We start from the raw sequence: 23311 nt of genomic DNA on the forward strand, positions 1-23311 counted from the left end.
CGACTGCTCCCGCATCTGGTCCGGGTACTTCCTCGGCGCTGCCATAGCTCCGACCCTTCCGTGGGTTCAGAGCCTCCACCAGACCCGGGGCGGTTCATTCTCCGCCCGCCGGCGGCGTTCGAGCAGCCACTCCGGGAAATACGAGCCCGCCCGCAGCTTGGGGATGGCCAGCTCGACCGTGCCCGCGCGGGTGTCCCAGTCCCGCATCCGGTAACCGTTGCGCGAGTTCACCCGCCCCTCGCTGCGCTGGCGGTAGCCGGCCCCGCAGGCGGCGTCGGCCTCGGCGGCCATCAACGCCTCGGCGAACTGCTTGATCATCGACCGGAGCAGATCCGGGCTGGCTTCGGCGAGCCGCTCATCGAGCCAGCCCGCCACATCGTTCACTGCATCCGTCACACTGTCTGACGCGGCCATCGCGTCTCCTCCCTCGAGAACCAGAGCACTCGAAGGATCACGCGATGGCCGTCTCACATCCCGACGCCACGCCGCACACCAGCAACGACGCCGTACACCACGTCCCCGGACGCGACCGAGGGGAGTAGTGCGCGTCGACCACCTGTACCTGCCGTGACCAGGAATTCACGAATGCAGGGGACTGCTGAGGCAAGCCTCAAGGGACACGCGGCAGTGTTGACAGGCTTCCCAGCGGGCTATCGCGTGCGAGGTATCGAGGCAGCCACGCGAAGACCAGTCAGGCGGTGAAGTAGGTGGCCAGGAACAACATCCGAGCGGTGAGCCACGCTCGACCCCGGCGGTGACGGACGCCGCAGTGATCGAGGCGCACCTCGCGTGCCCCGGCTGTGGCGCCTACAGGGCTCAGACGCGCGCCACGGTGCGTGTCCCGGGCCACATGCCCGGTCGAGACGCGCTCGCCGGAGGCGACTTGGCTCTGCTCGCGGTCTTCAGGGATCGACCGGCTACCTGAGCCCCGACGAGCAGGCCGGGATCCGACTCCTCCTCGTTGACGCCGCACGGGTGATGACCTCCCGCTCCGGCGGGACCGCGTTCATCCGCCCGGTCGCTCCCAGGGGGCTACCAGCGGTGAACACCGAGGTGAACCGCTTCGGAGCCCCACCGCGGCGGTGGTGTCGACCTCGATGCCGGACGCGATCAACAGTGCTGCGGCTGCTGCCCTGGCGGTGGTTGCGGCGGCGCGGTCGCTGTCGACGTGCGCGGCGACCATGGATCCGTCGTAGAGCATGCCGAGCTGGGTGGCGAGGAGCTCCGGGTCGGCTGCCCCGGCTTGGTCGGCGAGACGGGCGAACACACCGTGCAGCCAGCGACGGTGCGCGCGTGCGGTGGCGGCGGCTGCGTGATCGTCGGCGAATTCGGCGCAGGCGTTGATGAACGGGCATCCGCGGAAGCCGGGTTCGGCGAGCGAGCGTCCCAGCACCTCGAACACCCGCAGGATGCGGGCGGCCGGCCCGCTGTCGCTCGCCGCGATCTCGGCCTCGACGTGCTCCTGCCAGAGCTGGGATCGCCGCTGCAGGTAAGCGTCAACGAGGGCGTCCTTGGACCCGAAGTGGCCGTACAGCGTGGTCTTCGCGGTGTCGGCCCGCGCGACGATCGTGTCGACCCCGACGGCGTGGATCCCGCGCTCGTAGAAGAGCTGGTCGGCGACGGCGAGCAACCGCTCGCGGGCAGGCGACGGGCGCGGGGTTCGCACGAATTCGAGTGTAATACAGACAGGTCTGTAGGACTAACCCTCCAGCCGGTACAGAGGAACCGGCTGCTGGACGAGGAGGACCGCCATGGCCGAACCCGACGCCCAGTACCGGCTCCGGCCGGCCCGACCGGCGGAGCTCGGTCGGCTGCGTGAGATCGAGGACGGGGCGGGCACCATGTTCGACGGTCTCGGTCTGATCGACGACGTACTCGACGTCTCGTTCCCGCTTGTCGAACTGAGGCGGCTCGTCGACGCCGGACAGGTGTGGGTAGCCGCCGACGTCGTGGACCGCCCGGTGGGCATGGTGATCGTGTCGGTGCGCGACCATGTCGCCTACGTCGAGGAGATGGACGTGCTGCCCGAGCACGGGCGGCGTGGCCTGGGGTCCCGGCTGCTCGCTCGGGTCGCCGAGTGGGCGCAGGAGCGCGGATACGTCGCGGTCACCCTGTCGACGTTCCGTGACGTGCCGTGGAACGGGCCGTTCTACCGCCGCCACGGGTTCCGTGACCTGCGCCCGGACGAGTGGACCCCGGGGATGGCCGCCATCCGGGACGCCGAGGCGCGCCACGGGCTGCGGGTCGACGCCCGGGTGTTCATGCGCTGCGACCTGCCCCGGGCCGACCGGTGCGGCGTGCAGGTCCGGGTGGCCCGCCAGACCGGCCGGCTGGCCGAGGTGCTGGCGTTCTACCGCGACGGTCTCGGGCTGCCCGAGATCGACCGGTTCTGCGGCCACGCCGGCTATGACGGCGTCATGCTCGAGCTGCCCGGCACCGGCGCGCATCTGGAGTTCACGGCCACCGAGCACCTGCGGCCGCCGACCGCGCACCCGGAGGGCCTGCTGGTGCTGTATCTGGGTGAGCGCGCGGCCGTCCACCGCGTGCTCGCTCGTCTCGCGGCCGACCCGGTGCGCAGCGCCAATCCGTACTGGGACGAGGTCGGGGTGACCGTCGCCGACCCGGACGGGTTCCGGGTCGTGCTGGTCGCGGACAGCTGGACATCACCGCGATGAAACTGCCGCTGCATCCCCTGTTGGCCGCGCGCTGGAGCCCGGCGGTGTTCGACCCGTCTCACGTGGCCACCGCCGAGCCAGGCCGTCGCCCACATGACGTTCCAGGCCCACGCGCTCGGGCTGTCCGTGCGCCAGTTCCGAGCCTTCGACCGGGTCGGCGTCGAGGCCGAGTTCGCGGTGCCGGCGCACTGGCAGGTCACGACGATGGCGGCGTTCGGCGTGTCTCCTGTCGGCGCCGCATCCGGCAGCGGCGCCTCCGCGTCAGTTCCGCAGCGTCAGCGCCGCGCCGCGGAAAGAGATCAACTGGCCGTCCCACCCGCTGCCGTCGCCGTCGCACCCGGGAGAGCCGCCATGAACCCCGGGGCGCTCGCGCGGTCGCCGATACCGCTCGGTGGCGAGGTCGCCGTCCTCGCCTCCGCGATCGGGTTCGGGGTCGGCACATCGGTGTCCGTGTTGGCTCTGCGCGGCCTGCGCCCGGCCGATCTGTTGGCCGTGGAGTTGGGCGGCTCCGCGATCGTCCTGCTCACCGTCGCGGCCACCACCGGTCGGCTTCGGCGGGCCGGGGCAGGCCGCGGCCTGGTGCAGGGAGCCCTCACCCCGGGTCTGAGTTTCCTGCTCGGCGACCTCGGCCTGGCCCGGACGAGCGCCACGAGCGGGTCGCTGCTGCTGGGGACCGAGATGCTGCTGACCGTGCTGCTGGCTGCGGTCGTCCTGCGCGAGCGGGTGGACCCCAGGTCCGCCGGTGCGCTGGTCCTCGGGCTCGCCGGCACCGCCGTGGTCTCGTTCGGTACCGCGCCGAGCGACCTCATGGGTGGCTCCGTCGTCGGAAATCTTCTGGTCCTCGCCTCGGTGGCCTGCGGTGCGACGTTCACCGTGTGGTCCCGGCGCGCCAAGGACGAGAAGGGTGAGGGCCTCTCGCTCACCACCTGGCAGTTCCTCGGCGCCGCCCTCGCGGTGAGCCCGCTCGTCCTCGGAACGTGGGCCACCGGCGGAACCCGGCTCGCCACCGCCGACCCACGCATCATCGGGGCCGCCGTCGTGGTCCTGTGCTGCGGTGTGGGCGCGCTCCTGGCCTTCAACACCGGAATCCGCACCGTCACCGCCACCCGTGCCGCGCTGCTGGAGAACCTGCAGCCGGTCGCCGGAACGGTGACGGCCGTTGCCCTTCTCGGCGAGTCGCTCGGAGCCGGCCAGGCACTCGGCGGCGGCCTCGTCGTCGCCGGGCTGACCTTGCTGCTCCAGCGCCGCACGCTCCCGCCAACCACCGCCGACGAAGCGCAGACCCGGCCCACCGGCTCCGCGACCCCACCGTCGACCACCGAGTCCTGCGGCTGCGACGACCAGGCCGCCTGAGGAAGGACCGAGGCTATGCACCCCGACCGCGCACCACTCTTCTGCGACACTGCGCTCGCTGCGCGGGTCGAGCGGGCCGAAGTCGACCTGATCTCCGCGGCGGCCGAGGCCGCCCATGAACGGCGAGACGACGAGCGGGGATTCCTGTTGCCGATCGCCGGGGGCGTCGCGAGCTTCGCCGACGACGGCTCGCCCTACAACAAGGTCACCGGTCTGGGCTTCGCCGGTGTACCGCGCGCCGACGAGCTCGACGAGATCGAGCGGGCGTTCACCGACCGTGGCGAGCCCACCCAGGTCGAGCTCGCCCACCTGGCCGACCCCGACATCGCTGCGGTGCTGACCACCCGTGGCTACCGCCTCGAGTCCTTCGAGAACGTCCTCGGCCGAGCTCTCGACGGACGGCCTGGACTGCCGGCACCGCCTGGCATCGAGGTTCGCCGCAGCGGCGACGACGAGTTCGAGGCGTGGTTGAGCGTGGTCGCCGACAGCGTGGCCCGGCCCGACGTCCAGGGCCTGCCTTGGCACGAGGAGTTCCCGCGTGAGACGTACGAGCTGGCAGAACGTGACGCCCTCGGCGCCGGCGTGCTGCGCTACGCCGCCTTCCGTGGCGGCCTGCTCGCGGGCGGAGCGAGCCTTCGCCTCACCGACGGCATCGCGCAGTTCGCCGGCGCCGCGACGACGCCCGCACACCGCCGGCACGGCGTCCAGACGGCACTGCTCACAGCCCGCCTTGCCGACGCAGCCGCCGCGGGATGCGACCTCGCCGTCATCGTCACGCAGCCCGGATCGAAGTCTCAGCAGAACGCCCAGCGACGCGGTTTCGACCTGCTGTACACCCGTGCGATCCTGGTCAAGAACCTGCGAGCCCGAGCAGCAGGGAGTACGTGACCTGATGGCCGGGCAGGCCATCTCGGCCGCGGGCCCTCCCGCTCCCGTACACGTGTGCAGGAGGCTCACCCCTCCGGTTCGGGTAACGCATCCCGAAGCCGGACGCGGTCGATGAAGACGAAGAGCCCCCCGAGCACGAGCCAACCGACCACCACGACGGGAAGCGCAGTCACCGGCGGCCAGATGGTCTGGACGAGCACGGCGACGGCGATCAGTGCGCCGACGAGCGGCAGCAGCATCCGACGGACCGGACCGTGATTGCGCCAGTGGTGCCCCGCCGCCGCCAGGTTGGTGATCGTGTACATGACGAGCAGGTTGAGCACGCCGATCGTGGCGAGGGCGAAGAACATCCCGATCGGTGTCGTACCGGCCAGTCGGAACCCGGAGATGAGGATCAGGCCGACACCCATCTCCAGGCCGAGCGCAGCGCTGGGTGCCCCAGAGCGTGGTGACACCCGGGCAAGGATGTGGGGGAGCAGCCCGTCGCGGCCGAAGGCGAACAGAGTGCGCACGGCGACGAGCACACAGCCGAGCCCGGCTCCGACGGCGCTGACCACCGCGACGGCATAGAGCCCTGCGGCAAGCCCTGGGCCTGCGTACGTGGCGGCGAGCTCGCCGAGTGGCGCCGACGAACTCGCGAACCGGGCGACCCCGGCCGGGTCGGTACCGAAACCCCAGCTCTGCACGGCGACGCAGGCGACATAGAAGATCGCGCCCGCGGTGATGGTGGCCAGCATCGCCCGGGGGACAACCCGACGTGGGGCGCGGGCCTCCTCACCGAGCGAGCCGGCCGACTCGAAACCGGCGAAGGCAAGGAACGCGGCGGTTGCTGCCAGGACGAGGGCGGAGACCGGCACACCGTCGGGAAGAGTGAACACGGCGATGTCGACGCGCTGGGCGGCCGGAGCCGAGCCGGTGGTGATCGCGTGCACGATCACCGCCATCAGCGCGAGGATCAGCAGGATCGCGGCGGCCTCGAAGGCGAGGAGCGCCCGGCTGGTCGGTCGGATACCGCCGGCGGCGAGCAGGCCGACGACGAGCCAGCCGGCGAGCGCGAGGAGGTACCAGTCGGGTGGGTCGACGCCGAGGGTACGCAGCAGCCCTTGGGCGAAGGTGGTGATCCCCGCGACGGAGACCCAGGGGAACACCAGGTAGGTGCCCAGCAGGACCCAGCCGGTGAAGGCACCGGACCGGGGGCCGACGCTGTGCCCCACGAAGGCGTACACGGACCCCGCGTGGGCGAACTCCCCGGACAGGTTGAGGAACCCCGCACTCACCGCGAGGACGAGAGCCGCGGCGGCGACGAAGGCGAGCGGGGCCGCACGGCCGACGAGCCGGGTCGGTTCCGGGCCGACGACCGACATCGCCAAGGTCGGCGCCATGACCCCGACCGACACCGCCGCGGTACCCCAGAACCCGAGCACGCGCCGTAGGGAGCCTTGATCGGCGGTGGACGATGCGGCCATCGTCGGTCCTCCCGGTCCCGCCGGCCGGCCTCCGGGAGGACCGGCTCGTGCGGGTCGTCTCGTCGTGCAGGGTGCAGTCCCGACCCGGAGCGCCATGATGGTTCCGTCTCACCGCGCCGTGTAGCCCCCGTCGAGGGTGAGCACGGCGCCTGTCGGGTAACGCGCTCGGGCGAGCCAGAGCACGGCATCGGCGATCTCCTCCGGCTCGGCGAGCCGGCCCAGGGGAACGTCTGCGAGCAGACGGTCACTGACCGGAGTGGCGTCCGGTCCGGCCAGTCCGATCATGGCGGTCCGGGTCACCCCGGGCGCGACGGCGTTGACGCGGATCTGGTGAGGGGCCAGCTCGAGCGCGGCGCAGCGGGTGAGCCCGTGCACGCCGTGCTTCGCCGCGGTGTAGGCGCTGTTCCGGGCCATTCCCACCTCGGCGAGCACCGAGGAGGTGTTGACCACGGCCCCGCCGCGGCCCTGGGCGATCATCTGTCGGGCCTCGAACTTCAGACACCGCCAGACACCGAGCAGGTCCACGGCGAGCACCGCGGCCATGTCCTCCTCGGTGTACTCCCAGAGCGGGCGGACCGGCCCGGCTATGCCGGCGTTGTTGTGTGCGACGTCGAGCCGGCCCAGCTCGTCGACCGCTCTCGCCACCATCGCCTCGACCTGCAGCGGGTCGCGGACGTCGGCGACGATCGTGACGATCCGCTCGTCGTCGTCGACGAGGGCGGCCAGCCCGGTCGCGTCGATGTCGCAGGCCGCGACCCGGGCACCGCCCGCGGCGAACGTGAGCGCGCTGGCGCGGCCGATGCCGGACGCTGCGCCGGTGACGAGGACCCCGGTGTCGAACAGTTCGTTCATGCCGGCAACGTTCGGTGGCAGCGGCGCGGTGTTACACCGGCGCCACCGCGGCCCGGGCCGGAGCGCCGAGCCTCTCGGCGAGGTGATCGGCGACCCGCAGTGCGTTCGCGATGATCGTCAGGGTCGGGTTCACCGCCGAACTGGAGACGAAGAAGCTGGAGTCGGCCAGGTACAGGTTGTCCAGGTCGTGCATCCGGCAGTCCACGTCGAGCGCGGAGGTGCGCGGGTCGGTGCCGAAGCGGGCGGTGCCGTTCTGGTGTGCCACGCCGGAGATTCCGAGGCGCCCGCCGCGATAGCTGTAGTTCTCCAGCACCTGATCGCGGCACTGCATGGCGTCGAGCAGTTCCACGAAGCGTCGGCGCAGCCGAGTGTGAGCGGCGAGGTTCGTAGGGCGGTAGCGCAGTGAGATGCCCCCGTCGTGATCGATGCTGACCTGGTTCTCGGCGCGAGGCAGGTCCTCGGTGGTGAGCCAGAAGTCGAGCGCGTGGCGGGCGAGCTCGGCGGGATCGTCGGCTTCCGGGGCGTCGAAGCCGATCAGGACCGCGTCGGACTTGCCCAGCATCTGCATGGCCCCGAGCGGATAGGGCCAGTCGTCGTCGGCGAGAGGGTCGCCGAAGTAGAAGTCGTTCACCCCGATCGTCTTCTGGAACCGCGTGGGATTGGGGATCTTGGAGAAGGCGATGAGCGACGAGTTGTTGTGCATCATCAGGTTGCGCCCGACGACACCGCTGGAGTTGCCCAGCCCCTGCGGGTGTCGGGGCGAGGCGGATCGCAGGAGCAGCGCGGCGGAGTTGATGGCGCCTGCGGCGAGGACCACGACGTCGGCGGAGTACTCCTCACGCCGCCCGCCGCGGGTGAGGATCACGCGTTCGACGCTCCGACCGGACGGACTGGTTTCCAGGCGGTCGACGCGGGCGCCGGTCAGCAGGGTGACGTTGCCGAAGGCCAGTGCCGGGTCCACGCAGACGACCTGGGCGTCGGCCTTGCCGTTGGTCAGGCAGGGGTAGCCGTCGCAGGTCGTGCAGCGCACACAGGCCGACGTCTGGGGGCGGGTCTCGTCGATCAGGATCCCGTTGGGCAGGGGGAACGGGTGCAATCCCGCCCGGTGCAGATCCGCGTGCAGTTGGGCGATCCTCGGCTCGTCGCTGATGGGCGGGTGCGGGTAGGGCGCGGCGGAGGGCGGGTCGTCCGGATCCACCCCGCGGGCGCCGTGCACCTGGTAGAGGTGCTCGGCGCGGGTGTAGAAGGGCTCGAAGTCCCGGTAGTCGAGCGGCCAGGCCGGGCTGACGCCGTCGACGTGCGCGACGGCACCGAAGTCGCGCTCGCGCATGCGGAAGAGGATGGCGCCGTAGAACTTCGTGTTCCCGCCGACGTAGTAGTGCTGTTTCGGCGTGAAGCGTCTGCCGGTGTCGGAATCGGTCCACTGGCCGGCGTTGTTGTACCGCCCGTCGAGCCAGATCGCGCGCGGGTCCCAGTTCTCGATCTCACGAGGCAGGTAGTCGCCGCGTTCGACGAGCAGGATCCGCAGGCCGGTGGGGGCGAGGGCGTGGGTGACGGTGCCGCCTCCGGCCCCGGAGCCGATCACGATGACGTCGTAGTGCTCCATTGCTACTCCTAGGTGATGGCGAGTGGGGCGACCCACGCGCCGGTGGCACCGCGCGGCTTCGCGTGCGCGACGACGAGCAGGAACTCGTGCACCCGGTCGCGGGCCAGCTCGTCGAGCCGCAGGTTCTCGGCGACGACCACGCCGTGGCGGGTGTTGAGGATCTGCGGCACCTTGAAAGGTTCGTCGGGGTCTTCGGGGGGATACGGGCCGAAGCTCCAGGTGTCGCATCCGGTGAGCGCGATGCGGTGGCCGGAGATCCACTTCGCGAGCGCGTGTCCCGGCCCGGGTTCGCCGTGCGCGTAGGCGTCCGGGTCGGCGTCCCACAGGACGCCGTGCCCGGTGTGGAACAGCACCGCATCGCCGGCACGGACTGCCAGGTGGGCTGCGGCGAGAGCGGCTTCGGCGTCGGCAACGGTGACCACCTGGCCGGGCGCGAGCCGGGAGACCCCACGGATCGCTGCGACGTCGAGGCACAAACCCCGGGTGACGATCTGCGGGAGAGTGTCGATGCCGAGTTTGTCGGTGCCGTACGGGGTGCGGATGTCGGCCAGCCGGTGCCCGTTGTAGGTGCGGTCGCCGTCGTGCAGGTGGTTCAGCCCGTCGAGGTGGGTCCCCATCTGTTGGGTCGCCGTGATCTCCTCGATCACCCAGTGCACCTGGTTGCGGCCCACGGGCGGTTGATCGGGCTGGAGCACCTGGGTGAAGGCGCGTCCGGTGAACGCGGGCATGTCGGCGTGGAGGACGTGCGCGAGGTCGTAGACGCGGCCCGTCCTCACCAGCCGCGCCGCCTCGACCACCGCGCGGGGGCCGATCTCGTTCAGGGCTCCGGCCTGGTCTCCGGCGCCGTAGCGCGACGGCCACCACTGGTCGGCCGACGAGGCGACGCTCGTCCGGGGGCGGGTGTCGGCGGCGCTCATTCCGAGGACCAGGTGGTCTCGAACGACGGGTACAGGGTCAGGCCGCCGTCGACGAAGAGGGTCTGGCCGGTGATGTAGCCGGCCTCCGACGAGCAGAGGAACGCGGTGGCCGCCGCCATCTCGTCCGCGGTGCCGGCCCGACGCATCGGGATGTGCGCTTCGACGGCCGCCCGCCGGACCGGGTCGTCGATCCACGACTGGTTGATGGGTGTGACCGTCGCCCCGGGCCCGATCCCGTTGACCCGGATCCCGCGCGCGGCGTACTCGAGAGCGAGGGTGTGGGTGAGGTTCTGCATCCCGCCCTTCGACACCGAGTAGCCCACGAACCGTGGCTTCGGGATCACCTGGTGCACGCTGGAGACGTTGACGACACAGCCGGGCGCGGAGGCGGCCAACCAGCCGCGGACGGCCTGCTGCGCGCACAGGAACGCCCCACGCAGGTTCACCGCGAGGACCCGGTCGAAGTCGGCGACGTCGAGCACGTCCGTGTCGGCGGCGATCTGGATTCCGGCGTTGTTGACCAGGATGTCGATCCCGCCGTAGTTGTCGCGGACCTGGGTGAACATCTGCTCCACCTGGGAGGCGTCGGAGACGTCCGCCGCGACCAGGATCGGGTGCGTCCCGCTCGCCGAGAGCTGCTTCATGCACTGCTGCACGCCGTGCCCGATGGTCTCCTTGGTCGCCTCGGCGCCCTCCGGCGGCCCGACGTAGTTGATGGCGACGTCGACACCTTCCTCACCGAGTCGCACGGCGATCGCCTGACCGATTCCCGAGCTGCCACCCGTGACCAGCGCCCTCTTGCCCGTCAAGCCCTTCATCGTGTCCTCCTCCGTGTGTGGGACTCACCGAACCGACTCTGCGGTGGCCCCGACCGTTACGCCCGCCCCGCCTCCGAGGGGTCCGGCTCCTTCGTCGAGGTGGTGGTCGTTCGTGCGCCGCGTAGTACCGCCAGGGCGGCGGCGGGGAAGACGAGCACCGACACGAGCCCGGCGGCGACCAGGGCGGCGCCGGTCGCCGGAGAGAGCACCCCGAGCCGCTGCCCGATCGCCACCGCGGCGACGATGAACGGCAGGGAGGTGGCCTGCAGGAACGCAGCCGCCAGTGTCTGTCGCGTGCCCATGCTGCGCCGGTAGAGCAGGGCCGGTAGCCCGCGGACGAGGAGCAGCGCCACCACGAACAGAGGTACCTGGACAACAGCCGCCGTGGACCCGAAGAGCGCAGCTGCGTCGAACTGGATGCCGCTGGCGACGAAGAACACCGGTACCAGGAACCCGTAACCGATCGCGTCGAGCTTCACCGCCGTCTGGGGGTGTGTGACCGCTGCCGCGGGGTCGACGAGCCGCAGCACCGCGCCGGCGAGGAAGGCCCCGAGGATCGCTTCGAAGCCCAGCCCGGCGGCCAGGGCCACGAACGCGACGAGCATCAGCACGGCGAACCGGACACGGATCTGCGCGGTGGTGTCGGCCAGCATGGCGACCAGACGCCGGGTGGATCGTTCGACCCGCATCAGAGCGAGCACCGCTACCGCTGCCACCACCGCCAGGCCGCCGAGCAGCAGCACTTTGAGCCCTGCCGGCGTGGATGAGCCGGAGAAGAACAGCGACAGGAGGATCACCGCGCCGAAGTCGGCGATCGACGCCGCCGCGATGACCAGCTGACCGGCCTGGTTCATGATCTGGCCGGCGTCCTTGAGCACCGGGACGACCAGCCCGAGGGACGTTGCGCAGAGCACGATGGCCACGAGCAGCGGGGCTCGGGTGAGTCCGGAGCCCGCCAGGGCGAAGCCCACACCGGCGGCGAGCACGAACGAGACTGCGAATCCGATCAGAGCCAGCCGCAGCGACCGGCCCCGCAGGCGGTGGACGTCGATCTCCAGTCCGGCGAGGAACAGCAGGAACGCCAGGCCGATCAGGGCCAGGACCTCGACCGGCTGGTCGATCTGCACCCAGCCCAGCACCGAGGGGCCGAGCACGACACCGATCAGGATCTCCAGTACCGGGGAGGGGAGCCGCAGCGCCGGGAACAGCCGCACGACCAGCGGCGCGGCGAAGGCGACCGTGACGACGATCAGGAGGTTGACGAACTGCATGACCTCACTCCTGCTCGAGGGCGGCGAACGCGTCGAGCACGCCGCGGTGGAAGGTGGGGTACGCGAGGATCATCGAGCGGAGCGTGCGGATCGGGATCCGGGCGTGCACGGCCAGTGCGAGCATGCCGATCACCTCGCCTCCTGCCGGGCCGACTGCGGTCGCGCCGACCAGCAGGCCGCGTCCGGCGTCCACCACGAGTTTGACCAGCCCGGCATTGCCCGGTCCGTGGACGAAGCCGCGGGCCGACGCGGCGACGGGTGCACAGCCCACGAGCACCCGCAGACCCGCCGCGCGCGCGGTGGCCTCGGTGAGCCCCACGGACCCGACTTCCGGGTCGACGAAGGTCACCCGGGGCAGGGGCGCGTCTGCTGCCTCGACGGGTTCACGCCCGAGAATGTCCCCGACGGCGATGCGCGCCTGGTGCACGGCGAGATGGGTGAAGGCGCCGCCGCCGGTGACATCACCCACCGCCCACAGCCCCGGTGCAGCGCGCATGCGCGAGTCGACGGGCACCGCCGGGCCTTGGAGTCCGTAGTGCTCCAGCCCGAGCCCGCGCGCGTCCGGTCGGCGGCCGACGGCGACGAGCAGCTTCTCGGTTCTGAGGACCGTCCCGTCGTCCAGCGTCGTCTCGGTCTGTCCGTCGGTGGTGGCGACCGACACCGCGCGCCGGCCGGTGCACACCTGCACTCCGTCGGCTCCCAGGGCTTCGGCCACGACCGCCGAAGCGTCCGGCTCCTCCGCGGGAAGCACCCGATCGGCACCCTCGACGACGGTGACGGAGGTGCCGAACCGTGCGAACGCCTGGGCGAGCTCCAGCCCGATCGCTCCACCCCCGAGTACCAGCAGGGAGCTCGGAGCGCCCCGGGCCGCGACTGCCTCCCGGTTGGTCCAGTAGCCGGCTGTGTCCAGGCCAGGGATCGGCGGGCGGACCGGGCGGGCTCCGGTCGCCACGACCACACCGACCCGCGCCTGCACGATCTCGTCGTCGACCCGCACGCGCGCCCGGCCCTCGACCCTCGCCGAGCCGCGCAGGAATATCCCGCCGGCCTTCTCGAACCGGGCCACCGCGACGGCATCGTCCCAGTCGTCCGTGGCCTGCTCACGGATCCGGCAGGCGACCGGCGCGAGGTCGGCCCGCACGTGCGCGGCTCCCGCGAGCATCGGGACCCGCCGGGCCTCGGCCAGCGCGTCGGCTGCGCGGACCAGCATCTTGCTCGGGATGCAGCCCCAGTACGGGCACTCCCCACCCACCAGCTCGCGCTCCACCCCGACGACGTCAAGTCCGCCGGCGAGCAGGCCGGAAGCAACCTCACCGCCGCCAGGGCCGAGCCCGATCACGATCACGTCCGTGTCGCTGTGCGTCATGGCGGTGCAGAGCGCATGCTTCCGGCGACTGTTACGTCTGAAGTCGTGCGGGAGTCTGTAGCGTCGCGATGACAACCTTCAACGGTGGTGAGTGCCCGCGAACGGCCGAGCAGGTCGCGGCGCTGCTCGGCCGCGCTTCAGAGCCCGAGGTCGTCGACCATCTGCGGTGCTGCCCGACCTGCCGCCGTACCGTCGAACTTCTGCGGGCCGAGCCCGGTGTCGACCCTGATCTGGAGCTGCGGCTGCTGCGGGTGTTCCAGGACCGACCCGAGTAACGCTCGGGCGGTCGGCGGTGTCTGAGGGGTGAAACCGGACCCGAGGAGGACACCGATGACCACCCCGATCGCGGACTACGCACTGTTGTCCGACCGGCACACCGCTGCGCTGGTCAGCCGGACCGGCTCGGTCGACTGGCTCTGTGCCCCCCGGTTCGACTCACCGTCGGTGCTCGGGCGGATGCTGGACCCACGGGCCGGGCACTTCGTCGTCTGCGCCGGCGATCCGGACGCCGAGGTCAGCCGCCGCTACCTGGACGACACGATGGTGGTGGAGACGACCTGGAGCGGCGCGGCCGGCACCGTCGTCGTGCTCGACGCGCTCGCCACCGGTGCCGCCGACGATCCCCACGCCCTCTGCGCGGCCGCGCCGCGACTGCTGGTCCGCTCGGTGGAGTGCACCGCCGGCACCGTCGAGGTCCGGATCGAACTCGTGCCCCGCCCCGAGTACGGCCTGGTGACGCCGCTGGTCTCGCTGGTCGAGGGGGGCGTGCAGGTTCGCGGGGGCGCGGACGTGCTGGTGCTCTCCGCCCCGGTGCCCCTGCAGGTCGCCGGCGCGGGCGCAACCGGCACAGTGGTGTTGCGGGCAGGGGAGCGGGTGACGCTGGGGCTCCAGCACCGCACGACGTCCGAGCCCTTCCCGGCGCCTGTGCCCGAGGCCGAACTGGACGAGGCGCTCCGGACCACGATCGAGGCCTGGCGCACCTGGTCCCGCGTCCACCAGGGGTATCAGGGGCCTTGGCGCGATCTCGTGCACCACAGCGGCCGGGTCCTGCAGGCCTTGTCCTACCATCCGACAGGTGCGGTGGTCGCAGCGCCGACCACCTCTCTGCCCGAGCAGGCCGGCGGCGAGCGCAACTGGGACTACCGGTACGCCTGGGTACGCGACGCCAGCCTCACGCTCGAAGCCCTCTGGGTCGCTGCGTGCCCGGACGAGGCCCACCAGTTCTTCGACTACCTCGCCGCCAGCTCGGCGGCACAGGTCCTCGGCGGTGACGACCTCCAGATCATGTTCGGCATCGGCGGCGAACACGACCTGACCGAGCGGGAGCTCGGCCATCTGGCGGGCTGGGGGGAGAGCCGGCCGGTCCGCGTGGGCAACGGCGCGTGGAGCCAGCGCCAGATCGACGTCTACGGGGAGCTGCTCGGCGCCGCGCACCGGCTGGTCGCCCAGCTCAATCCCGAGCACCCGGGCGCGACGGCGTGGCGGGAGTTCCTCATCGGCTGCGCCGACGCCGCGGCCCGGCGCTGGCAGGAGACCGACCAGGGGATCTGGGAGGTGCGCGGGCAACCACGGCACTTCCTCTACTCCAAGCTCATGTGCTGGGTCGCGCTGGACCGCGCGATCGCGATGGCCGCCACGCTGCGCGCCGAGGACCGGGTCGACGGCTGGCGCGCGGCCGCCGAGGAGATCCGCGAGGCGATCCTCACGCAGGGCTGGAGCGACACCGCCAAGTCGTTCACCCAGTCGTTCGGCTCGCCCGACCTCGACGCGTCGAACCTGATGATCGGGCTGGTCGGTTTCCTCCCGGCGGACGACCCGCGGGTGCTGGCCACGATCGACGCGGTCGCCGAGCGGCTCACCGACGCCCGCGGGCTGGTCTACCGGTACCGAACGGAAGCCGGCGCGAACTCGGACGGGTTGGCGGGCGAGGAGGGCACCTTCCTCCTGTGCACCTTCTGGCTCGCCCAGGCCCTCGCCGCGTCCGGCCAGAACGAGCGGGCCCGGCAGGTGTTCGACCGGGCCGGCCGCTACGTCAACGACGTCGGGCTGCTCGCCGAGGAGGTCGACCCCGAGTCCGGGGATCTGCTCGGCAACTTCCCCCAGGCCTTCAGCCACATCGGGCTGATCAATGCCGCCTGGGCCATCGCCCGGGCCGAACAGACCGGCTGAGGGGGGCCAACCGCATCCTGGCCGCGTGCACCGACCTACGGCAGGCTGGCCCGGTGACGGTGCTCACCGAGGGGCCGGTCCTGCTGGCCACCAAGCTGCACCCCCCGGCGGGGCGCGGCCTCGTCCGCCGCCCCCGCCTGGTGTCGCGGCTGCGGCCGACCGAGCACCGCCTGACCGTGGTCGACGCTCCAGCGGGCTGGGGCAAGACCTCGCTGCTCGTCGACTGGATGGACACCTGCGCCGAGAGCGTCCGGGTGGCCTGGCTCGCACTGGACCCAGGGGACAACGACCCGGTCCTGTTCTGGAGTTACGTGATCACCGCGCTCCGGGACCGTGTCCCCGAGGTGAGCGAGCAGGCCATGGCTGCGCTGCGCGCCGGCCCCCGCGCCCTGCGGGACGCGGCGCTCCCGTCGCTGCTCAACGAACTTCTGGGGGCGGACACCGCGGTCGTGCTCGTCCTCGACGACTACCACACGATCACCGATCGCATGGTCCACGAGACCGTGGCCCTGCTGATCGAGCGCCTGCCGCGGACTGCACACGTACTCGTATCCACCCGCGGCGACCCGCCACTGCCCCTGGCCCGCCTCCGAGCCGCCGGAGACCTCTCCGAGCTGCGGGCCGACGATCTGGCGTTCACCGACGCGGAGGTCGCCACGCTGCTGAAGGACGTCCACGGCCTGACGCTCGGCTCGTCGGACGTGCACCGGCTGGCCCGACGGACCGAAGGCTGGCCGGCCGGCCTCTCGCTGGCTGCGATCTCCTTGGCCAGCCTGCCCCGAGACGCTGCCGGAGCGTTCATCGACGAGCTCATCGGGTCGGATCGCTACATCCTGGACTACCTGTGCAGCGAAGTGCTGACCCGGCTACCGGACGCGCTCCGCGACTTCGTGCTCCGCACCTCCGTCCTGCGTCGCCTGTGCCCACCGCTGTGCGAGGAGCTCACGGGCCGGGCCGATGCAGCCGCGATGCTCGACCAGGCCGAGCGCGCCGGCATCTTCGTCGCCCGGCTCGGCGGAACCGGTCCGTGGTACCGCTATCACCGCCTGTTCCGTGAACTGCTCGAGCACGAGCTCAGCCTGGTCGAACCGGCCGCGCTCCCCGAGCTGCACCGCAAGGCGGCTGTCTGGTTCGCCGGAGCCGGCTCGGTCAGCGAGGCGATCGAGCACCTCGCGTTCGCCCAAGAACCGGGCCGGGCAGCCGATCTGGTCGCGGAGAACTGGAACGTCGAGTTCAACGCCGGCCGGCTCGCCACGGTCGAGGCCTGGCTCGACGTCCTTCCCCCAGCCGCGGTCCGCCTCGACCCGCGGCTGTGCGCAGCTCGTGCCTGGCTCCTCCTCGACCGAGGCCAACTCGACGAGGTCGATCCCTGGCTGGCGGCCGGGGAGGCGGCCGCTGCGATCGCCGAGGACGGAGCGCCTCGGCTGGACACCCGACGTGACCTGGCCGTCCTTCGTGCCGTCCACCGTTTCAAGATCGGTGACGTGGGTGCAGCGGCGAGCACGGCCCGCCGTGTGCAGGAACTGGACTCCGGCGGACCGAGCTTCGCCAGCACCGTTGCCCACCTGCTGCTCGGGTTGACGGCCTATTGGCAGGGGCGCTTCACGGCGGCGCGACGGCCGCTCGGCGAGGCGGTGCGCCTCGCCCGGCACACCACGAACCCGCTCGCCGAGACGTATGCGCTCGGCTACCTCGCGCTGGCCGCCGTCGAGGCCGGTCAGCTGGCGGAGGCCGCACGGATCCTGCCGGTCGGTGAGGCACGGGTCGTCGACCCGGCCGTCGGCGAGCACTTCGTCGCCTGCCTTCCGCATCTCGCGCGCGCGACGCTCCTCGGAGCCACGGGTCAGCCCCAGGCCGCTGCCACGTCGGCGGCTCGTGCCGTCCAACTGGCCCGCCGCGGAGCCGGACGGCTGGAGATCGCGCTCGCCCTCGCCGTGCAGGCCAGGCTGGCCGGTCCGGACAGCGAAGCGACGGCGCTGCTTGACGACGCCGCCGCGCTGCTACGGGGCTGCCCTGATCCCGCCCGGCTCCCGAGCACGCTCGCCCAGGCGCGACGCGCCCGGCCCGGCCGGAACGCCGGCCGCGTCGAGGACGAGGAGTCAGGTCTGTCCGAGCGCGAGCGTCAACTTCTCCCCCTCCTGGCCGGCACGCTCTCCCAGCGAGAAATCGGCGCCGTGCTGCACTTGTCGCTCAACACCGTGAAGACCCACACCCGCCTGCTCTTCCGCAAGCTCGGAGTGTCGTCCCGCGGCGATGCCGTCGCCCGAGCGCGCGAAATCGGGCTGCTCTAACTGAGGCGTCCGGCCAACAGACCTCGCAACCGGACGCGCCCGCGGTGCAGCAGAACCCGCTGGTTCCCCGGCGAGATGCCGAGCGCCTCGCACACCTCACCGGCCTCCCACCCTTCGACGTCTCGCAGGGTCACGACGATCTGCTGGCGCTCGGGGAGCGACCGCAGCGCGCGTCCGATCGCCCCCGCCACCTCCGCCGCGAGTAGGCGGCACTCCGGCTCGCCGTCGGCGCCGTCGGTGACGAACTCGTCCCACCACTCGGCGTCCGCAGCCACGCTCGACCACGGCACGGTCCGGCGTTCCCGCCCCCCTCTCGTACGGGCGATGTTGACCAGGATCCGCATCAGCCACGTCTTGAAACTGGAGCGGCCCTCGAACCGGCCGACATGGCGCAGCACGGCGATCCAGGTGTCCTGGACCACGTCCTCGGCAGCCGCGCGGTCTCGCACGTACGCGGCAGCCACTCGCAGCATGAGCGGCGTGTAGCGGCGGACGAGGACGAGGTAGGCGTCCTCGTCGCGGGCAGCCAGCCCCTCGACGAGGCACGCATCCGGCACCTCAGCGGTGAGCGGGAAATCCAGCGAGACGGTGACCGACATCGATGACCTCCGGCGCAGCTCCTGGCCACCGAGCCTGCAGGCCGAGGCGATCGGAGTCAGCGTCGGGCGACGCTCTCACCCGGGTGAAGCGGGGAGGTGACGACTCGTTCGTCCGCACATTGCCGACCACCGTGCGGCTCCACCTCGTGCCGAAGGACGCGGCGGATTACGTACTGGGGACATCGACGGCACATGCACGGGCTGATCCCTAGCGTGGGCCCTGTGACCAGGACCGAGGCGCGCCGCGGCGATGTCGTCGCGGTGTCCGCGGCGGTGGTGTTGGTGCTGGTCGCAGCCGTGGTCGGGCGGTGGCTGCTCGCGGCGGGGGTCGACATCTTCCTGGGCTGGCCGCCGCTGTTGGCGGAGTGGCTCCCGCACGTCGGACCCGGGACCCCGGCCGCTGTGGTCGTGGCCGTCGCCGTGGCAGCCTGGGGTCCGGGCCTCGCCGGCCGAGCGGTGTGGCGTCCGCTGCTGTGGACCGCGTGGGCGGCCGCGTCGGCGTGGACCCTGAGCCTCGCGTTGGTCGACGGCTGGCAGCGGGGCGTGGTCGCGCGGCTCTCGAGCAGTCAGGAGTACCTGCACGACGTGCCGCGAGTGACGTCGGTAGGGGCGATGCTGCGGGAGTTCGCCGACCACATCCTCACGACACAGGTCGACCCGGCGCAGACCTGGTTCTGGACGACGCACGTCGGCGGGCACCCGCCCGGGGCGTTCCTGCTGTTCGTGTGGCTGGACCGGCTCGGCCTCGACGGCGGCGGACCGGCCGGGATCGTGGTGATCCTGGCCGGCTCGTCCGCCTGCGCCGCGGTCGCGGTCACGCTGCGCGGCGTGGGGCAGGAGGACCTGGCACGGCGCGTACTGCCCTTCTCGGTGCTGTTCCCGGGCGCAGTGTGGGTGGGGGTCTCGGCCGACGGCCTGTTCGCGGCCTGGCTCACCTGGGGGGTTGCGCTGGTCGCGGTGGCGGCCTCGCTGCGCGGTGTCCGGGGCGATCTCCTCGCGCTGGCGGCGGGGCTCCTGCTCGGGTACGCGCTGTACCTGTCCTACGGGCTGGTGCTGGGGGGCCTGTTCCCCGTCGCGGTCCTCGCGGCGACGCGCCGGTGGCGTGTGCTCGCCGGCGCACTCGCAGGCGTGGTGGTCGTGGTCGCAGCCTTCACCGCTGCCGGGTTCTGGTGGGTCAAGGGCTATGAGCACGTGCGAGTGATCTACGCGGCGAGCATCGCTGCGAGCCGTCCCTACTCCTACTTCGTGTGGGCGGACCTCGCGGCGGTCGCGTTCGCGCTCGGCCCGGCCGTGGTGGCGGCGCTGCACCGGATCTCCGCGCTGCCGCGGCCGGCGGCGTTCCTCGTCCTCGCGGCGCTCGGGGCGATCGTGCTGGCCGACCTTTCGGGCATGTCGAAGGCCGAGGTGGAGCGGATCTGGCTGCCCTTCGCAGTCTGGGCGGTGGTGGGATGCGGGGCGCTTTCGCATCCTCGGCGGTGGCTGGTGGCCCAGGCTGTCCTGGCGTTGGCCGTCAACCACCTGCTGCTGACCGTCTGGTGACCCGCACGACCCAGACCAGGGCGGACGCTCCGGCCATCGCGAGCACGAGCCACAGCCAGCGGATCAGGTAGGGGGCCTGGTCGAGGCCGGTCGCGCCGAGGTGGACGGGCCCGCCCTGCCGGATAATCCCGGGCAGGAAGACGAGCAGCGTGAGCCCGGCGCCGAGCAGCGGGACCCGGACGTGGTTCACCAGCGGCACCGGGGCCGCCGGCAGGTGCACGAGCATCCGGTCGACCGCGGCGTACAGGGGGAACAGGACGAGATCGTGGAGAAGCAGCGCCCCGGCGAACCAGGCGAGCATCCAGGGGATCGACGGGTGCAGCGACGGGTCCCGCACCACGATCGTCGCCGCGTACGCACCCAGCGCCAGGCAGGCCAGCACTCCCGCGGCGCGCAGCCCGGTCATGGCCGCGGCCCGCTCGTGGTGAAGTCGATCGAGCGGACCCACTTCGTGCAGTGCACGCCCGGCAGCGCCGGAACGATCACCCGGGCCGGGAAGCCGTGGTCCGGGCTGAGGTCGGCGCCGTTCACGCGCAACGCGAGGAGGGCGTCGGGGTCGCGCACCTGCGCCCCGGTCAGGGTCGCCCGGGCGAACGGGCCTACCTCCACGGACGACACGAGCGCGCTCGTCGGTGCGGGCACCCCGGCCAGCGCGGCGAGGTCGCGCAGCCGCACGCCGCTCCAGGTCTGCTGGGTCGACCAGCCCTCGACGCAGGCGATCGGCAGGGCAGCGGTGTGCTGCGGCAGCGCGATGAGCTGCGCCCGGGTGAGCCGCAGCGAGCCGAGCTCGAGCCGCCAGCCCGCGCTCACGGCGGCCGGGGCGATGCCGGACGCGGCGAAGGTGCGGTTCACGGGGAAGTCCCCCGGCAGGGTCCGCCCGCGGGGCAGGAGCAGGGCGGTGGCGCGGAGCGGCCCGTCGACGGTCTGGCCGATGGTCATGCCGGCGAGCAGCAGCGATCCGCCGGCGACGAGGGCGAGAGCGCCGCGTCGGCTGAGCGTCGGCGGCTCCGGTTCGGGGGCGACGAGGTCACCGGGTGGCTCGGACCGGGTCTGCGCGAGCGGAGTACGCAGCTCGGTCCGGAAGGAGCGGGAGCGGAGCCCGCGCGTCATGGCCGGGAGCTTGAGGGCGACGTGCAGGACGAAGCCGGCGACGAACACCCAGGCCCCGGTGTAGTGGGCGGCGTAGAAGCTGAACCCGAACACGTAGTCGTACTGGATGTTCAGCAGCCCGGTGACGATCTCGAACAGGATCCCGCCGACCAGGAGCACCAGCGTGGCGCGCTCGGCGGCCCTGAGCGGGTTGCGGGGGAGGGCGGTGAACAGCTTCGGGATCACCGACCACAGCTTCGCCAGTACCACCGGGACCAGCACGATTCCCAGGCCGACGTGCAGTCCCTGGGTGAGCCGGAAGAGCCAGGACGGCCGCGTCGGCCAGCCGAGGAGCGGGAGGTGCAGGGCCCCGACGTCGGCCGGGATCGTCTGTCCGGGACCGTAGGCGACCCAGTCGAGCAGCCCGGTCACGATCACCAGAGGGAGTGCGCACAGCAGCACGAGCCCCAGCACCGACGTCAGCCACGGGCCCCGGATCGGGCTCCGCCAACGGATCCGCATGGCCGGCGACGCTAGGCCGGGTAGGCCCGCCGCGCGGGTGCTGCGGGGAATCGGTAAGCAGCTCGTCAGACCCTTACCGACCGGTGACGAACCGGTCCGGGAGAGCGCGTTCGGGGACTACCGTGAGCCGTGTGTGCGCCCGTGTCCTCGTGGTGGACGACGACGAGACCGTCCGTGACGTCGTCGGCCGTTACCTCGGCGCCGCGGGGCATCGCGTGGCACTCGCGGCGGACGGCCCGGGCGCGCTGCGGGCGGCCCGGACCACACCGCCCGATGTCGTGGTGCTGGATCTGATGCTGCCCGGGCTCGGGGGTCTGGAGGTCTGCCGGGCCCTGCGCGCCGACGGCGACCTCCCGCCGATCGTCATGCTCACCGCGCTCGGCGAGGAGGACGACCGACTGCTCGGTCTGGAGCTGGGCGCCGACGACTACGTCACCAAGCCCTTCAGCCCGCGGGAGCTGGTGCTGCGGGTGGGCTCCATCCTGCGTCGGACCGGCACGGCCTCTGCCGGGGCCGGCCCCGTGCTGGTCGACGGGGGACTCCGGGTGGATCCGGCGGCCCGCAGCGCAGTGCTCGACGGTCACCAGCTGGCCCTCACGGCCCGGGAGTTCGACCTGCTGGCATTCCTGCTGGCCCACCCCGGGCAGGCCTTCACCCGCGAGGAGCTGCTCGCCCGGGTGTGGGGGTGGGAGTTCGGCGACCGCTCCACCGTCACCGTCCACGTACGCCGGCTGCGGGAGAAGGTGGAGACCGATCCGACGGCGCCCCGGCGGATCGCGACGATCTGGGGCACCGGCTACCGCTACGACCGCGAGAGCTGACCGTGCTCACCGAGCTCGCCCGGGCGGTACCGCTGGCGCTGCTGTTCGCCTTGCCCGTCACGGTCGTCGGCGGGTTGCTGCTGCATCGGATGCGGCGGCGGTCGATCACGGCGGCGATGACGACGCTGGCGCTGGTCCCGCTGGCGGCGGCGCTCGGCGGTGTGGTCGGGGTGAGCGGGCTGATGTACACCCCGCAGCTGGTCGGGACGATCGCGGTGTGCGTGGTGGTCGGGCTGGTCACGGTGCCCGTGGCGTGGTGGCTCGGCAGCCGCTTCGCGCGGGAGGCGCTCTGGCAGCGGGAGGCGAGCGCCGCGGAGCTGGAGACGGTGCGACGGGGCGAGCGGGCGCGCCGCGAGCTGGTCGCGTGGATGAGCCACGACCTGCGCTCGCCGCTCGCCGGGATCCGTGCCATGACCGATGCCCTGGCCGACGGGGTGGTGCGCGAGCCGGCCGAGGTCGAGGACTACCTCGGACGGATCCGCCGCGAGTCGAACCGGATGGCCGGCATGGTCGAGGACCTCTTCCAGCTGTCCCGCGCCACCTCGGCGGGCCTGACACTACGGCTCGTCCCGGTGGCGCTCGGAGAGCTGGTCTCCGACGCCGTCGCCGCCGAGGCGCCCGCGGCCGAGGCGGCCGGGGTGCGGATCGTCGCGGAGGACCCGGAGGGCTGGCCGGTGGTGCACGGCAGCGACGCCGAGCTGACCCGCGCCATCCGGAACCTGTTGACCAACGCCATCCGGCACACTCCCGCGGGCGGCCGGGTCGTGCTCTCCGGCGGGATGCGCGAGGGCCGCGTCCGGCTGGGAGTCCTGGACGGCTGCGGCGGCATTCCCGCGGAGGACCTGGACCGGGTGTTCGACGTCGGGTTCCGCGGCAGCGCCGCCCGGACCCCTCGGGAGGGGCCGGGAGCCGGTCTGGGGCTGGCGATCGCGCGGGCCTTCGCCGAGGCGCACGGCGGAAGCCTCGAGGTGCGCAACCACGGTCCCGGCTGCCTGTTCGAGCTGTCACTGCCGGGGCTGCGACTCGAGCCGGTCCCGCCGCACGCGGTAGCCCAGGCCTGACCGGGCCC

At 72.2% G+C, this 23311-nt stretch carries 20 protein-coding genes and 1 pseudogene; 9 read left to right on the forward strand and 12 right to left on the reverse strand.

The window, feature by feature from the left end; all coding sequences use genetic code 11:
• Nucleotides 1-99 precede the first annotated feature (99 nt).
• Nucleotides 100-414 (reverse strand): annotated as a pseudogene (locus PKE99_RS02375) (transposase); the annotation flags it as partial.
• Between the two features lie 592 nt (nt 415-1006).
• Nucleotides 1007-1630, reverse strand: coding sequence for a TetR/AcrR family transcriptional regulator (locus PKE99_RS02380; protein ID WP_051736586.1), 624 nt, complete (start codon nt 1628-1630; stop codon nt 1007-1009).
• 121 nt (nt 1631-1751) lie between these two features.
• Between PKE99_RS02380 and PKE99_RS02385 the strand changes: the two genes are divergently transcribed.
• The 3 genes from PKE99_RS02385 to PKE99_RS02395 all read left to right on the forward strand — a co-directional run bounded on the left by PKE99_RS02385 (nt 1752) and on the right by PKE99_RS02395 (nt 4916).
• Nucleotides 1752-2675, forward strand: coding sequence for a GNAT family N-acetyltransferase (locus PKE99_RS02385; RefSeq protein WP_051736587.1), 924 nt, complete (start codon nt 1752-1754; stop codon nt 2673-2675).
• Between the two features lie 93 nt (nt 2676-2768).
• The gene (locus PKE99_RS02390) at nt 2769-4028 is read left to right on the forward strand and encodes a DMT family transporter (protein WP_051736588.1); all 1260 of its coding nucleotides are present in this window, start codon (nt 2769-2771) and stop codon (nt 4026-4028) included.
• Nucleotides 4029-4043: 15 nt separating this feature from the next.
• Nucleotides 4044-4916, forward strand: coding sequence for a GNAT family N-acetyltransferase (locus PKE99_RS02395; RefSeq protein WP_037039538.1), 873 nt, complete (start codon nt 4044-4046; stop codon nt 4914-4916).
• 65 nt (nt 4917-4981) lie between these two features.
• On the opposite strand, the gene PKE99_RS02400 is transcribed toward PKE99_RS02395, so the two are convergent.
• The 7 genes from PKE99_RS02400 to PKE99_RS02430 all read right to left on the reverse strand — a co-directional run bounded on the left by PKE99_RS02400 (nt 4982) and on the right by PKE99_RS02430 (nt 13212).
• Nucleotides 4982-6382 carry an APC family permease gene (locus PKE99_RS02400; protein WP_197040401.1) on the reverse strand — a complete coding sequence of 467 codons (1401 nt, stop codon included), beginning with the start codon at nt 6380-6382 and terminating at the stop codon, nt 4982-4984.
• Nucleotides 6383-6490: 108 nt separating this feature from the next.
• On the reverse strand, nt 6491-7234 hold the full coding sequence (locus PKE99_RS02405) for an SDR family NAD(P)-dependent oxidoreductase (RefSeq protein WP_037039542.1): 744 nt from the start codon (nt 7232-7234) through the stop codon (nt 6491-6493).
• 31 nt (nt 7235-7265) lie between these two features.
• Nucleotides 7266-8840 (reverse strand): GMC oxidoreductase, encoded by a 1575-nt coding sequence (locus PKE99_RS02410; RefSeq protein WP_037039544.1) that lies wholly within the window; start codon nt 8838-8840, stop codon nt 7266-7268.
• Between the two features lie 8 nt (nt 8841-8848).
• Nucleotides 8849-9757 carry a cyclase family protein gene (locus PKE99_RS02415; protein ID WP_037039545.1) on the reverse strand — a complete coding sequence of 303 codons (909 nt, stop codon included), beginning with the start codon at nt 9755-9757 and terminating at the stop codon, nt 8849-8851.
• On the reverse strand, nt 9754-10575 hold the full coding sequence (locus PKE99_RS02420) for a glucose 1-dehydrogenase (protein ID WP_037039548.1): 822 nt from the start codon (nt 10573-10575) through the stop codon (nt 9754-9756). Before PKE99_RS02420 ends, PKE99_RS02415 begins: the two co-directional genes overlap by 4 nt.
• Before the next feature lie 56 nt (nt 10576-10631).
• Nucleotides 10632-11846: a cation:proton antiporter gene (locus PKE99_RS02425; RefSeq protein WP_063739617.1), complete on the reverse strand. Its 1215-nt coding sequence runs from the start codon at nt 11844-11846 to the stop codon at nt 10632-10634.
• A 4-nt stretch (nt 11847-11850) separates the two neighbouring features.
• Nucleotides 11851-13212: a dihydrolipoyl dehydrogenase family protein gene (locus PKE99_RS02430; protein ID WP_037039551.1), complete on the reverse strand. Its 1362-nt coding sequence runs from the start codon at nt 13210-13212 to the stop codon at nt 11851-11853.
• A gap of 68 nt (nt 13213-13280) precedes the next feature.
• Here PKE99_RS02430 and PKE99_RS02435 point away from each other — a divergent pair, with 68 nt between their 5' ends.
• Genes PKE99_RS02435 through PKE99_RS02445 form a run of 3 tightly spaced genes read left to right on the forward strand, consistent with a single transcriptional unit; the run spans nt 13281 to nt 17672 of the window.
• Nucleotides 13281-13487, forward strand: a complete 207-nt coding sequence (locus PKE99_RS02435; protein WP_156066992.1) for a hypothetical protein — start codon at nt 13281-13283, stop codon at nt 13485-13487.
• 55 nt (nt 13488-13542) lie between these two features.
• Nucleotides 13543-15381, forward strand: coding sequence for a glycoside hydrolase family 15 protein (locus tag PKE99_RS02440; protein ID WP_037039559.1), 1839 nt, complete (start codon nt 13543-13545; stop codon nt 15379-15381).
• Nucleotides 15382-15434: 53 nt separating this feature from the next.
• Nucleotides 15435-17672, forward strand: a complete 2238-nt coding sequence (locus PKE99_RS02445) for a winged helix-turn-helix domain-containing protein (protein WP_037039560.1) — start codon at nt 15435-15437, stop codon at nt 17670-17672.
• Here PKE99_RS02445 and PKE99_RS02450 read toward each other — a convergent pair.
• Nucleotides 17669-18271 (reverse strand): RNA polymerase sigma factor, encoded by a 603-nt coding sequence (locus PKE99_RS02450; RefSeq protein WP_037039561.1) that lies wholly within the window; start codon nt 18269-18271, stop codon nt 17669-17671. The genes PKE99_RS02445 and PKE99_RS02450 overlap by 4 nt on opposite strands.
• Nucleotides 18272-18463: 192 nt before the next feature.
• Between PKE99_RS02450 and PKE99_RS02455 the strand changes: the two genes are divergently transcribed.
• On the forward strand, nt 18464-19810 hold the full coding sequence (locus PKE99_RS02455) for a hypothetical protein (protein WP_051736589.1): 1347 nt from the start codon (nt 18464-18466) through the stop codon (nt 19808-19810).
• Here the strand turns inward: PKE99_RS02455 and PKE99_RS02460 are convergent.
• Nucleotides 19782-20216 (reverse strand): hypothetical protein, encoded by a 435-nt coding sequence (locus tag PKE99_RS02460; protein WP_037039563.1) that lies wholly within the window; start codon nt 20214-20216, stop codon nt 19782-19784. The genes PKE99_RS02455 and PKE99_RS02460 overlap by 29 nt on opposite strands.
• Nucleotides 20213-21421, reverse strand: coding sequence for a molybdopterin-dependent oxidoreductase (locus PKE99_RS02465; RefSeq protein ID WP_037039564.1), 1209 nt, complete (start codon nt 21419-21421; stop codon nt 20213-20215). Before PKE99_RS02465 ends, PKE99_RS02460 begins: the two co-directional genes overlap by 4 nt.
• 122 nt (nt 21422-21543) lie before the next feature.
• On the opposite strand from PKE99_RS02465, the gene PKE99_RS02470 reads away from it, so the two are divergent.
• A complete protein-coding gene (locus tag PKE99_RS02470; RefSeq protein ID WP_197040402.1) occupies nt 21544-22242 on the forward strand; it encodes a response regulator transcription factor in 699 nt (232 codons plus the stop codon).
• Nucleotides 22243-22244: 2 nt separating this feature from the next.
• Complete coding sequence (locus PKE99_RS02475; RefSeq protein ID WP_156066995.1) at nt 22245-23303, forward strand: sensor histidine kinase; 1059 nt, start codon at nt 22245-22247, stop codon at nt 23301-23303.
• The last annotated feature ends 8 nt before the right edge of the window (nt 23304-23311 follow it).

Origin of the sequence: Pseudonocardia halophobica (assembly GCF_027922425.1) — a bacterium.
GTDB classification, from domain to species: domain Bacteria; phylum Actinomycetota; class Actinomycetes; order Mycobacteriales; family Pseudonocardiaceae; genus Pseudonocardia; species Pseudonocardia halophobica.